General features: G+C 46.6%; 14 protein-coding genes. 9 read left to right on the top strand and 5 right to left on the bottom strand.

Going from position 1 to position 12,163, the window contains the following annotated elements; genetic code table 11:
* Positions 1 to 118 precede the first annotated feature (118 nt).
* The 3 genes from BMW94_RS25965 to BMW94_RS25955 all read right to left on the bottom strand — a co-directional run bounded on the left by BMW94_RS25965 (position 119) and on the right by BMW94_RS25955 (position 2,691).
* Positions 119 to 1,225 (bottom strand): MFS transporter, encoded by a 1,107-nt coding sequence (locus BMW94_RS25965; RefSeq protein WP_091001648.1) that lies wholly within the window; start codon positions 1,223 to 1,225, stop codon positions 119 to 121.
* A gap of 88 nt (positions 1,226 to 1,313) precedes the next feature.
* Positions 1,314 to 1,844: a TetR/AcrR family transcriptional regulator gene (locus BMW94_RS25960; protein WP_091001647.1), complete on the bottom strand. Its 531-nt coding sequence runs from the start codon at positions 1,842 to 1,844 to the stop codon at positions 1,314 to 1,316.
* A gap of 76 nt (positions 1,845 to 1,920) precedes the next feature.
* Positions 1,921 to 2,691 (bottom strand): DeoR/GlpR family DNA-binding transcription regulator, encoded by a 771-nt coding sequence (locus BMW94_RS25955; protein WP_091001646.1) that lies wholly within the window; start codon positions 2,689 to 2,691, stop codon positions 1,921 to 1,923.
* A 271-nt stretch (positions 2,692 to 2,962) separates the two neighbouring features.
* On the opposite strand from BMW94_RS25955, the gene BMW94_RS25950 reads away from it, so the two are divergent.
* From BMW94_RS25950 to BMW94_RS25930, 5 genes are all read left to right on the top strand, one after another.
* Entirely contained in the window at positions 2,963 to 3,928 is a 966-nt protein-coding gene (locus BMW94_RS25950) for a metallophosphoesterase family protein (protein ID WP_254790371.1), read from the top strand.
* 42 nt (positions 3,929 to 3,970) lie between these two features.
* Complete coding sequence (locus BMW94_RS25945) at positions 3,971 to 4,828, top strand: DMT family transporter (protein ID WP_254790370.1); 858 nt, start codon at positions 3,971 to 3,973, stop codon at positions 4,826 to 4,828.
* 78 nt (positions 4,829 to 4,906) lie between these two features.
* The gene (locus tag BMW94_RS25940; protein WP_091001718.1) at positions 4,907 to 5,788 is read left to right on the top strand and encodes a glycoside hydrolase family 43 protein; all 882 of its coding nucleotides are present in this window, start codon (positions 4,907 to 4,909) and stop codon (positions 5,786 to 5,788) included.
* 262 nt (positions 5,789 to 6,050) lie between these two features.
* Positions 6,051 to 6,602, top strand: coding sequence for a nucleotidyltransferase family protein (locus tag BMW94_RS25935; protein ID WP_368086951.1), 552 nt, complete (start codon positions 6,051 to 6,053; stop codon positions 6,600 to 6,602).
* Between the two features lie 52 nt (positions 6,603 to 6,654).
* Complete coding sequence (locus BMW94_RS25930) at positions 6,655 to 7,401, top strand: YdcF family protein (RefSeq protein ID WP_091001644.1); 747 nt, start codon at positions 6,655 to 6,657, stop codon at positions 7,399 to 7,401.
* 495 nt (positions 7,402 to 7,896) lie between these two features.
* Here BMW94_RS25930 and BMW94_RS25925 read toward each other — a convergent pair whose 3' ends face one another.
* Entirely contained in the window at positions 7,897 to 8,775 is an 879-nt protein-coding gene (locus BMW94_RS25925) for an IS3 family transposase (protein WP_091001643.1), read from the bottom strand.
* 32 nt (positions 8,776 to 8,807) lie between these two features.
* Positions 8,808 to 9,137 (bottom strand): transposase, encoded by a 330-nt coding sequence (locus BMW94_RS25920; RefSeq protein WP_091001642.1) that lies wholly within the window; start codon positions 9,135 to 9,137, stop codon positions 8,808 to 8,810.
* 325 nt (positions 9,138 to 9,462) lie between these two features.
* Between BMW94_RS25920 and BMW94_RS25915 the strand changes: the two genes are divergently transcribed.
* The 4 genes from BMW94_RS25915 (at position 9,463) to BMW94_RS25900 (ending at position 12,087) form a co-directional block, all read left to right on the top strand.
* Positions 9,463 to 9,918, top strand: coding sequence for a DUF4937 domain-containing protein (locus BMW94_RS25915; RefSeq protein ID WP_091001641.1), 456 nt, complete (start codon positions 9,463 to 9,465; stop codon positions 9,916 to 9,918).
* Between the two features lie 85 nt (positions 9,919 to 10,003).
* Entirely contained in the window at positions 10,004 to 10,561 is a 558-nt protein-coding gene (locus BMW94_RS25910; protein WP_091001640.1) for a DJ-1/PfpI family protein, read from the top strand.
* Positions 10,562 to 10,601: 40 nt separating this feature from the next.
* The gene (locus BMW94_RS25905; protein WP_091001639.1) at positions 10,602 to 11,123 is read left to right on the top strand and encodes a hypothetical protein; all 522 of its coding nucleotides are present in this window, start codon (positions 10,602 to 10,604) and stop codon (positions 11,121 to 11,123) included.
* 82 nt (positions 11,124 to 11,205) lie between these two features.
* Positions 11,206 to 12,087, top strand: coding sequence for a TIGR01777 family oxidoreductase (locus BMW94_RS25900; RefSeq protein WP_091001638.1), 882 nt, complete (start codon positions 11,206 to 11,208; stop codon positions 12,085 to 12,087).
* Positions 12,088 to 12,163: the final 76 nt, after the last annotated feature.

Below are 12,163 nucleotides of genomic sequence, written 5' to 3'. Positions count from 1 at the left end.
CAGATAAGGATATTGGCAAATACACTTTTCGCCTGATACATCTACTGGGCATATGGGTTTCAGATGTGCAGCGGATGTATAGTCTGTTGGTTTGCTTGTTTGTAGGATAAGGGTCTGGCTATTTCACCCGAATAAGTAATCCGAACAGACCCAGTACAGCAAAGGCCAGAAATGCTGTCGTGTTGGAGAACATCTCAATGGTGTACCCCGCTATCGATGATCCAATGAACTGCCCCGCACCGAGCGCGAGAAAAGCAAGGCTGATTCCGATGGACGTATTTGGACGAAATAACCTGGTCGCCCACACGATGAATACACTGGTCAGAAATATATAGGTACTGCCAAACATAACAGCTGAGACCGGGCTGGCGGCCATCGATGGAAGAAGGATAACGCCAAGTGAAACAGACAAGAGCAGAAGGCCTATCCGATAGGACCATCCAATTTCGATGCGTTCAATAATCCGGCCAGCACACCCGCCGAGTATCCCCATAATCCCCATCACAATCCAGAACAGTACGGCTTCCGAATCGGAGGCCCCTTTTTCGTCGGTGAGGAAGTTTCGGGCAAAGGTCCAATAGATCGCAGAACTGATACCTGTCAGAAGGGAAGCCATGAGCAGAGCCACACCGGGTCTGGTCGGCTTCATGCATGCCCAGAGGGACTTGGTACAAGGCTCTGTTTTGCGTGGGGAAATAACACGTCTATTCCATAACACTACTACAACACCCAGAACAGCAAAGAAGATGTAGGTAAAACGCCAATACTCGGTGAACAGCCAGTAGATCGGACCGGATACAATAATGCCAAAGCTGGTACCTGTGTTAATCCAGCTGTTCCCCCTGGCTTGCTGCTCAGGTGCAAGCTCAGCATAGACGGTGTTACCCAATGCAGGAGAGGCCAAGCCTGTACTTAATCCGGCGAGAAACACGCCGAGTGTGAGAACAAACGCGTTTAGAGACAAGGCAATGCCTAATAAACCGAGCACAGCGCTAACACCCGCGATTTGAATGACATGATAGTGCCCGATGCGATTAATTAACAGAGGGGCACTAAGTAGAGACAGACAGTACGCAATGTAGGTTGCGGAATTGATTGCTCCGGATTGGGCATCGTCCAGTTGGAGTGCTTCCGAAATTTCCGGCATAAACAGCCCATAGCTGAATCTCCCGAATGCATAACATACAGCGATAAGGGTAATCCCTGGGAAAATAATTTTTTTCATCAAATCCACCGCCTTTTAGATAGAACGATCATTATATTTTTGTTGAAATAAAAAAGTGAGTTGAACTACTAACTCACCCGGTGTGGGACTACTTGAAACTATTCTGCGTCATGTGAATGAGTTCCTCACATACGCTATTTACATTTTCTGTCTCAGCGAGTGCGGTAGAACCTTCCAGCAGCAGGTTAAATTGCAGCACTGCACGGTCACTTGCGGCAGGATCAAGATTTTTGATCAAGGTCATCACATGTTTCTTATGCGCGTTGACAGTTTGTACGATGACGTTGTCTGGATCTCCGCCAAATTCCTCCTTAGCACGCAGAAACAAACATCCTCTCGACTCATGCTCCATCAACCAGCGTGCATGTCCTTCCGCCAAATTGAGGAATACGGGCTGCGCTTTGTTGTCGGCATACTGCCGCAACTGTTCCAGATAGCGCTGTTCGCGCCGCCGAAGTACTTCAACAATGAGATCATCCTTGGAGTTGAAGTGATTATATAACGTCATGATGGCGATCCCGGCATCTGTGATGATTCGCTTCAAGCCGATGGAATGAAAGCCGTGCAGGTAGAACAATTCCTCAGCCACGTTCAACAGCATTTCCTTTTTGCTGCTCATAAGAAGTGATACGCTCCTTTCAGAATAAAATAGAACGATCATTATACTTCTAAAATATAGAAAATGGCTCACATTGTCAAATGCTGTGAACCATGTCGATTTCCATTTGGTGAAGAGCATCTATCCATTCTGTGGGACATCCGGAATCCGTGATCACCATGGATATTTGATTTATAGGTGCAATCTGGGCGAAGGTTGAACGTCCAAACTTGGTATGATCTGCTACCAAAATGGCTTCCTCCGCACGCTCCATCATTTTGCGGGAGATGAGTGCCTCTTCCAGCACATAATCTGTGATCCCATCCGTTAACGAAACTCCGCCTGCTGAGATGAACGCCTTGTTGACTTTGAATTGACTGAGTAATTCATGAGCAATGGGTCCAGTAGAGGCTTGTACGACCGGGGTGACTTCTCCTCCTGCGAAAATGATTTTGCCTGCAAACTCCTCTAGCGCACAGGTAAGAATGGGGACGGAGTTGGTTATGACGGTCACCTGAGACCGATGTCGCAGCTGCCGCATAATCTCCAGCGTTGTTGTACCATTGTCCAGCATTATGGTCTCTCCATCCTCAATCAGAGAGGCGGCTGCCACGCCAATGGCCTGCTTTTCGTTCAGTTGAAGCTGCGCACGCTTTTGAAAAGGGGCTTCGATCATGCCTGAGCGTACACGTACAGCGCCTCCGTATACTTTGCGCAATTCGCCTTCCTTTTCAAGTCGGTCCAGATCCCGCCGAATCGTCTCCGTAGACACCTGAAACAGATCCGCCAGAACCTGTACCTGAACCTTGCCCTGTGTAGCAAGCTGGTTAAGAATGGTGTGTCTGCGTTCTTCATACGTTAAAGACATGTTTGTGCCTCCTGAAGTTTCGATAAAGTTCTATTTATTTTAGAGTTGTGAGATAGTGTGGATTGTTGTTGTTTTAATAGTTTAAGTTGGAGAGAAGACCTTGTCAATTTTGAAATGTAATGAGGAGTATAATGAGAAGTAAATTCTGTTCTTAATATGTATTGACAGCAATATGATGTGACGATAAGATCATATAAAACAACGTAAAACCACAACAAACAACATTGAAAACTTCAATCCATAGTACATGGATCATCAGGGAGGAAAAAGGGTGAAACGTCAGCTTGCTTTTCAAGCAAATGGAGCATTCAAAATCGTGCAGTTTACAGATCTACACTGGAAAGATGGGCGACCTGAAGATCTTCGGACCAGGCAATTAATGAAAACGGTCATTGAAGCGGAACAGCCCGATCTGGTTGTCTTTACAGGCGATGTCATTTACACGGGACCAGTCGATCCTGGCAATAAGGAATGTGAACACCCGGAGCAGGCATTCCGTGATGCTGTGTCTGTAGTGGAAGAGCGTGGTATTCCGTGGGCTTTTGTGTATGGCAACCATGATACAGAGAATCGGATTACCCCCGATGCATTAATGGATGTGATTCAGGAGCATGCGCATACCGTGACAGAACCTGGACCGCGTGAGATTGCGGGACTATGCAATTACACATTGGAGATTGCCGGAGCGGATGGCTGTCCGGCAGCAGTGTTGTATTTACTCGATTCGGGGAACTATTCCCAGTTCGAGTCCATTCCCGGTTATGGCTGGATTCAGCCTAATCAGATCCAGTGGCTGATGTCTGAATCCACACGCGTTAATCCCGGCCGCAGCCGCGGGGAGAAGCTCCCAGCCTTGGCGTTTTTCCATATCCCGATTCCTGAATATCAGTCCATGTGGGACACACAGATCTGTTACGGCAGCAAATACGAACCTGTCTGCTCTGCCCAAGTGAACTCGGGTCTGTTCTCTGCACTGCTGGAGATGGGCGATGTGATGGGGACCTTTTGCGGACATGATCATGTGAATGATTTTCAGGGGACTTACCACGGCATTCGTCTCTGCTACGGGCGTTCGAGTGGACACAGTACATATGGAAGGGAAGGCATGCTGCGCGGAGGACGGGTCATTCAATTGCAGGCGGGACAACGCAGCTTTGATACCTGGATTCGTCTGGAAGACGGATCGGTCGTGAAGGAACAGCCAGAACATCAACCTGAGAGCACTTTGGCACATTAGAGAATATAGAAGAGCAAGGCATTAGAGAGGAACGTTTTGATTATGATTTTACCTATAGTTCTGGTGCTCGCTTCCGGGATGGCTCACGCTGTCTGGAGTATGTTCACCAAACGCAGTTTAAACAAAAGTGTATTTTTATGGTCCATCATGATGATTCCAACCGTAATACTGCTGCCTGTGCTTATTGTGGAATTGGTACGGGAACCTTTATCCATGCCAGCCTATGCACTACTCGTGTTATCGATGGCGCTGCAAGCCTTGTATTCCTGGCTGTTATCGCAGACGTATGAATTGGGCGATTTGTCGCAGATTTATCCGATTATGCGGGGAACGAGCACCTTGTTGGTGCCATTGATCGGTGTTGCTTTTCTGGGGGAAACGTTATCCATGTTCGGCTGGCTAGGTATTGCCTGCATGATTGTAGGATTTACGGTGCTGAGTGGTGTGGGAAGCAGAGTTGGCAAATCTGGCTCAAGTGTAACAGGATCAAAGCCGGTGCTTATGGCCTTATGTGTCGGGTTATGTACAACCAGTTATGTGTTCGTGGACAAATTAAATCTAGAGCATATTTCACCCCTGTCGTTACTTGAAGTGACGAACATTGGCTTTGTTGCCGGCTTGACTCCGGCGCTGCTCGCTTCCCGCCAACTGCGTCAGGAGTGGAAGAAGAACCGATCAACCATTATGCTGGGTGCGCTGCTGAATCCGGGCTCGTACTTGTTGTTTTTGTTTGCATTGCAGCAGGCGCCAATGGCGAGACTGGGTCCGCTTCGGGAAGTAGGGACAGTATTTGCGGCCTTCCTCGGTATTTTGTTACTGAAAGAACAGCAGGGGAAGAAGCGGATTCTCTGTTCCATCGTTATTTTTGGCGGCATATTGCTGATTGGTATGTGGGGTTAATGGAATTCCAGTATTTGGAGATATGGTGTATACTCATGGTTAATGAACCGCTTTCATGAGGAGGATGAACCATTGAACGTGCACCGTTTGGAAGATATTCATTTTCGTGATCCTTACATACTGGCTATCCCATCGCGCAAGAAATATTATTTATACGGCTCTATCGGGCAAAATGTGTGGAACGGCCCAGCCATCGGTTTTGATGTCTATGAGAGTGAAGACCTGATCCATTGGAGCGGTCCTTCCCCATGCTTCCGTGCACCTGCGGACTTCTGGTCCGATCACCACTATTGGGCCCCGGAAGTCTATGAATGGGAAGGTCGCTTTTATATGTTTGCCAGCTTTAAGGCGGAAGGTGTTCCGCGGGTAACAGGTGTATTGGTGGCTGATCAGCCGGAGGGACCTTTTGAATTGTGGTGTCGCTCCCTTACGCCTCCCGATTGGGAATGCCTGGACGGTACATTGTATGTGGACGATCAGGGTGATCCGTGGATGATCTTTTGCAAGGAATGGGTGCAGGTGGAGGATGGGGAGATGTACGCGGTACGTTTGAAACCGGATCTGAAAGGAACGATAGGCAAACCTGATCTGTTATTCAAAGCTTCCGAAGCGCCATGGTCTGTCGGAGGTGGAGAACAGCGAAACCGTTATGTCACGGATGGTCCGTTTTTGTATCGCATGCAAAATGATGAACTCGTCATGATGTGGTCCACATCCGGTCAAGACGGTTATACACTGGGGCTGGCCCGCTCGGTGTCCGGCAAACCGCAAGGTCCATGGAAGCAGGATGACAAGCCGTTGTTCGCCAATAATGGAGGACACGGGATGCTGTTTCGGACGTTTGAAGGACAACTGTGTCTCACCATTCACGCTCCGAACAATCATCCGAAGGAACGTCCCGTTATTTTCCGCATGCAGGAGAATCATGGACAACTGACGCTTATGGATAATCCAACGTAAAATGTAGAAAAAGCAGATCACGTATTCGGAAAAGCCACTGGCCTAATCGCTTCTTCAATCTTCTTCAATTGATCCCCTCAGGGTAAATGATCTTAAGGAACATCTGTTCAGATGAGCCTGGGATGACTGCCTGAGGGGATTTGTTTATTTTATCGCAGGTACTCAAACATGATATATTGGAAGGAGCAGCGTGTCGGTAATGTAAAAGCGAGCAATGATAGCTCTACAATGAAATGGACAGAGTGACGGGGAGAGACGTTATATGCTGCATGAGGAAAAGTTGATTCAGGCGATTACGGAGCATGAACCATTAATGCACGACCTGCGGCGGGTTCGCAGTCTGGATCTGCCTCAGTGTTACATAGGTGCGGGGTATATTCGCAATTATATCTGGGATGTACTTCATGGCTATCCTCTTCGCGAACTGCACAGCGATATTGATGTGGTTTATTACGATACGGAAGATATGCGTGAGGAGCGGGACCTGCTGCTGGAACAAGGGCTTCGCGAGCAGACAGGCAATTCCAAATGGTCGGTGAAAAATCAGGCGAGGATGCATCTGCGCAATGGAAACGAGCCCTATCAATCCACAGAAGATGCCCTTCGGTATTGGCCAGAAATCGTCACAGCCATAGGTGTGCGGTTAGATGAACAAGGTCAGGTGCGTATCTGTGCCCCGCATGGGCTGGAGGATCTGTATGCGTTAATCGTACGCCAAAGTCCGTTTTTCTCGGATGCAGACTACTATAATCATCGTGTAGAGAAGAAATGCTGGCAACAACAGTGGCCCAAGCTCACGATCATAAAATCCTGAATCAAGGGCATATGACGGAAGTGAAGGCCCGAGAAGGAGTGTTACTGGATTTATGAAAAAGTTTATACGAGAAAAAGGCCTAATCCTTGATCTTTTTTTCATTGCATGTTTTGTGTTCTTCCTTGTTTTCTGGGGCTGGAACTTCGCAGTGAAGTTTTTTGGCATGATCACTATAGCTTTTATCGTGTTGAGGCGGATTGATTACCAAAAGCATATCCTGCTGAAACGCATTCTGCTTACTGGCTTCGGGATCGCTGCGGTTTCATTTGTCATTATCGAAGCACTTGTGTTTACTCAGCTTAACGCGAATGATCCGGAAGAAGCGGACTATGTTATTATTCTCGGCTCGGGCATCAAGGGAACAGAATTATCATTGACCTTGAAACAAAGGCTGGATGCCAGTCTGGACTATATCCGCAGTCATCCGCAGACGCCAGTGATTGTATCCGGTGGGCAGGGGCCGGGAGAATCGATTCCGGAAGCACTCGCCATGAAAAACTACCTTGTTGATCAGGGGATCAGCCCCACACAAGTCATTATGGAAGATCGATCGACGAGCACCCAGGAGAATATGGCTTTTTCCAAAAAAATCATTGATGCATCCGGGCTGGATCATCCCAAGATCATGATTGTCACAAGTGATTACCATATGTTCAGATCCAAGTATTTGGCCGCCAAGAACGGTTACGCTGCCGAATACGGCATCTCGGCTCCTTCACCGGGTTATCTGAAACCGATCAATATGATCCGGGAGTATTTTGGGACAATCAAAGCATTACTCTATCTGTTAACGCGATAAACCCGAGAAGGTTTTTCAGTTTACGACGTATAAATTAAAATAGGCAATGCCTCACTCTTAAACGAGTGGAGTGTTGCTTTTTTTGTTTTTTAATATCTTTACATTCTGAATAGTATGGAAAGAAAATATGAGGGTAACTGCGATCGAAAAGATTCTGAGGGAAAAAATATTCAGTGTAAGATCTATTTTTTCAACCTCCGCTTCGTCGAAATCGTGGACGTTCCTCTCCCTATCGGTTGAAGCAGAGGGTGGAGCCCTAACGAACATGAGAGGTGTTATTAAGGAGTTTAAAGTATTCTGAGAAGGCTAAGGAATCTGAGACACGCTATATCGGAATTTAGGGCTGTTAATAGCGTTTCTTCAGGGTATTTTTAGGAAATAACACGTCTGAGGTTCCTTACGTTTGAAAAAGAGGGTTTAGAGGCCAAATAAGACGTCTTATCGGTTCAACCCCTTAATATTGGACACTAGCTAGCTCATTCTTCGTTTGACGCATCATAGCGAAATAGGTTTGGGTTGAATCGTTCCTTCGTTCACCAGGCGCAAGTAGTCTGTAGGAGACCAGTCGTACAGGCTGCCGTGAATACGGTCTTTATTGTAGTAACGGATATATCGATCTACTTCGGAAAAGGCTTCTTCGTAGCTTTCAAAGCAATGTCGCTGGTAACATTCTCGTTCCAGAATACTATGAAACGATTCAATAAAGGCATTCTTATTCGGTGTTCGAGTTGGCGTCCGCTCATGCTCCAAGCCCGCTTCTTCACAAAAGGCATAAAACGCTTTGCTTACAAACTGAGGGCCATTGTCCGTACGAATCACGAGCTTTGGCTCCGTTTTATGGATACGTCGAGTGAACAGAGCCTGCTGGAGGGTACGCAGGATGCTCTGAGTGTCGCAGGCTTTACCGCGATGGTGAGCGACGATTCGGCGATCAAAGACATCAATAATACTTGCAAGGAAAAAGTGCCGACGTTTCCCTGCAACATAACCGTACTTAATATCCATCTGCCACAACTGGTTGGGCGCATCCACCACTCGGTTATTGGCTACTTTCTTGGGTACGGTGTTGGTTCGTTCGCGCTGAGGAAGTAGGATGCCCAAGGACTTACAGAGCCGGTACACCTTCTTTTTGTTAATCACTACGTTGTATTTCCGGAGCAACAACACGGTCAGTTTTCGGTAGCCAAACGCCGCATTCGGCCCTTGAATCAAACGACGAAGAAACCCTACAATTCGGGTGTCCGAAATGCGTTTCCCCTGCTGATTGTAAGAGTATCCGGGGATCTTTCGTCCGCTACTTATGGGCTGTTGCCGTTTGGGATGTTTCAAGTGATAATAGTAGGTCGAGCGAGGTACATCGCAGATCCCAAGCACGGTACGGACAGGATAACCACGCTCAATCCAAACTATCGCTGTTTGTAGTCGGGGTACTTTTTTTTAACCAAATCCTTGAGAATCTGGTTTTCTAATTCTTTGGCCCCAAGCAGCTTCAAGGCTTCATCGTATTTATGCTGTAATTCTTGGTAATTGGCTGCATCTTGCTTCATTTGTTGAGATTCTTCTTGCTTTTTGACCACCAGTTCCCCCACCTCATCTTCATATTGACGAACCCAAGTCGTTAGCGTTTTAGGAGACATGCCGTACTTTCTTGCCACGACCTCCGTTCGAAGGCCTGACAGTACCTCTACGACATACTCCTTTTTCGTTTCAACGGGGCATCTAAATCGTCTTTTCATGGACGCTCTCCTCATTTCATTTAGTGTATCTGAGGTAGCTTCAAGTGTCCAATTGGATTAGGGGCTTTAAAGTTATGTTCCTTAGGAAAAGAAAATGCTTACACATCTTAAATAATGCTAAATCATCCTTAATAATCCTACATAGTATGTTTATTTACTGATCATTTATAATGTGCTTACATGCAGACAGCCACCGACGCCAAGTAGCGTAAAGGGCTGTCTTTTTGTGGTGGAAAATACCAATAACCTGAAAGGATCTTGTACAATGAGATGGTTGGTAGACTGAAATAAAATTGGGTGGTGACTTGAAAGAGAGGGTGTTACGATGCTATTTAAGATCATTTGGTGTGAAGTAGAAGAGCAGCATCAAAAAGCATTTTATTCGGCGCAACTTAAGTGGGGGGGACTAAGCAAGGCACCGGGTTTTGTGATGCAACGAGGTGGCTGGAATTTGTTGAATCCCCGGCAAGCTGTAATCCTGGCGATATGGGGCACCAAAGCTGCTTATGACGAATTCATGAGGTCGACTCATGATCAGATGATAAGCAACAACTGTCAGATAGATACATACACGTCTATCGGCGTTTGTTTGTATTCTGCTAACGTAAATAATACGTTTGTCTCTCAGGCAGAAGTATCACATCAATTCTATGTTTATAAATGCACAGAATCCGGGACTATGTTAGATGCTACAATACCTGGTGGGCTTTTATTACAACCGTATGATCCAGACGCATCCATGAGTTTTGTTCGGCTGGAAACCACTGGACGGTGTGCCTGATGGGATGCAATGGGATGCAGGCTTTACAACAATTACGGACTGGAATGTATCAAGAGTAGAACCATAAGGAAGGAGGTAGTTAAATTTGAAAACATACATATTATTATTTGAAGGATACGTATCCTTTGAGATTATGTTAGCCAGCTATTTTATGAAAACACAAGGAGACATCATAACGGTGGCGCTGGAAAAGGGACCGTTACAGTCATATGAAGAATTTTCAGTTAATCCCTCTGTTCTACTAAATGAGATTGATCCGTCAGAAGTGGACCTTTTCATCATTCCCGGAGGAGATGTTACGGCAATGCTGCAACATTCGGACTTGATGTACTTCATCAGAGCACTTCATGAGCGCAAGACGCCCATTGCAGCCATCTGTGCAGGAACATTGTTGTTGGGTCAAGCGCAAATATTGGAGAGCAGATCATTTACGACTAATGCTGAATCCGAGATGAGAGCAGTCACAGCCCAAGGGAAATATGTAAATGAAGGTGTTGTTGTTGATGGACATATCATTACAGCCAAGGCGAGTGCTTATGTGGATTTTGGAATCGAAATCGGCAACGTTATGAATATCTATTCAGGTCCTGAAGATTTGGAAGAAACGATTCAAGTGTTCAAATATTTCAACGCCAAATCATGATATAATATACGTCATTAATAGAAGAACGATGTAGGAGTGAATGATCATTACAGCATATATGTTACCTGCTCTCTATGAGCAAAAGAAAGTTTCAGTGCATGACATGGAAGAGATTGTACGTCTGTTGGCACACGCACCATTATTATATGATGACGGGCTGAGAATTCAAGTTCAGGACTTCATGGAAGGGTTGGAGATCGAGCTTGAGCATGAGGTACGGCGCGCAGTAATCGAGTTGTATGAACTGGCTGTGCAAGCTTGTCGTCCCTTCTCCGAGCCATCTGTCTATGAGCAGCTTCAGGATGTACTTGGATTACAGGCCGAACTATGGCAGGCAGAAGTGCTGACGCTTGCCGAATGGATGGAATGGTTGAAGCAGATCGGTAAAGGACAAAGAAAACTGCCTGAATATAATTTTACAGCCATGCTGGGGAATTTGCCTGAAGGGTTCATGATTCATGATTTCCATGATGAGCTTATGTATCAGTTGGAGCAAAACTCAGCGAACGCATGGGCGATTGAAGAACGCAATCGCTTATACGCAGCCTTGGGCATAAATTAAAATCAAACAAAACGGTCGCAGACAGTGTTAGTCCATATATAGCGTAGTTGCTTTACCCAGTATGGGGAAATGAGGGGATACCGTGAAAAAGGTTGTGTTGGCGGGTGGAACAGGGTTTGTTGGTCAGGATTTTGCCCAAAGATTCAAGGAGCTTGGTTATGAGGTGCTCATTATCTCACGTCAGCCCGGTCATATTGCCTGGGAGAACCAGGCTGGAATTATACAGGCACTTGAAGGTGCAGAATTGCTGATTAACCTGGCCGGAAAATCCGTAAACTGCCGTTACACGGACGAGAACCGCAAAATCATTTTGGAATCCAGAACACGCACAACCCGCATTTTGGGCGAGTCTGTTCTGGCGTGCAGCAATCCTCCTGAACTATGGATTAATTCAAGCACAGCCACCATATATAGACATGCAGAAGATCGCCCCATGACGGAGAAAGAGGGCGAGATTGGCTCTGGATTCTCGGTGGATGTCGCCAAGGCCTGGGAAAAGGCTTTTTTTGAATTCAGTCTGCCGTCTACACGTCAGATTGCATTACGGATTGCCATTGTGCTCGGAGAAGGTGGCGTCATGGAGCCACTGACCAATCTGGTCCGCTTTGGGCTGGGTGGATCACAAGGACCTGGAACCCAGCAGTTTAGCTGGATTCATATAGAGGATTTGTTCCGCATGGTAATCTATGTTCAGGAGCATCCGCAACTGGAGGGGGTATTTAATGCTTCCTCTCCGCATCCTGTTACAAATCGCCAGCTTATGGAGAGTCTGCGGCGGCAGATGGGAGTTCGGATTGGACTTCCTTCACCTCGCTGGATGCTGGAACTGGGAGCGCGATTCATTCGGACTGAAACGGAGCTGGTTCTCAAAAGCCGTTGGGTTATTCCCGAGAGGCTGGAAAGAGAAGGATTTACATTCAAGTATGATACGCTCGATCTTGCACTGGCCGAGATCTTGAAGTAAGGAAATGAATCAACATGACTGAATAAAAGGGATACCACAGCCTACACTGGTACCCATAGACTGGACACTTTGAAAA

This window comes from Paenibacillus sp. OK003 (assembly GCF_900109515.1).
GTDB classification, from domain to species: domain Bacteria; phylum Bacillota; class Bacilli; order Paenibacillales; family Paenibacillaceae; genus Paenibacillus; species Paenibacillus marchantiae.
Note: the sequence above shows the minus strand (reverse complement) of the source record. Positions and strands in the feature narration are given on the sequence as shown.

Excerpts from the sequence above, each read along its gene's own strand:
- BMW94_RS25955 (WP_091001646.1), bottom strand. The coding sequence starts at position 2,691 with ATGTCTTTAACGTATGAAGAACGCAGACACACCATTCTTAACCAGCTT.
- BMW94_RS25945 (WP_254790370.1), top strand. The coding sequence starts at position 3,971 with ATGATTTTACCTATAGTTCTGGTGCTCGCTTCCGGGATGGCTCACGCT.
- BMW94_RS25960 (WP_091001647.1), bottom strand. The coding sequence starts at position 1,844 with ATGAGCAGCAAAAAGGAAATGCTGTTGAACGTGGCTGAGGAATTGTTC.
- BMW94_RS25915 (WP_091001641.1), top strand. The coding sequence starts at position 9,463 with ATGCTATTTAAGATCATTTGGTGTGAAGTAGAAGAGCAGCATCAAAAA.
- BMW94_RS25920 (WP_091001642.1), bottom strand. The coding sequence starts at position 9,137 with ATGAAAAGACGATTTAGATGCCCCGTTGAAACGAAAAAGGAGTATGTC.
- BMW94_RS25965 (WP_091001648.1), bottom strand. The coding sequence starts at position 1,225 with ATGAAAAAAATTATTTTCCCAGGGATTACCCTTATCGCTGTATGTTAT.
- BMW94_RS25905 (WP_091001639.1), top strand. The coding sequence starts at position 10,602 with ATGATCATTACAGCATATATGTTACCTGCTCTCTATGAGCAAAAGAAA.
- BMW94_RS25930 (WP_091001644.1), top strand. The coding sequence starts at position 6,655 with ATGAAAAAGTTTATACGAGAAAAAGGCCTAATCCTTGATCTTTTTTTC.
- BMW94_RS25935 (WP_368086951.1), top strand. The coding sequence starts at position 6,051 with ATGCTGCATGAGGAAAAGTTGATTCAGGCGATTACGGAGCATGAACCA.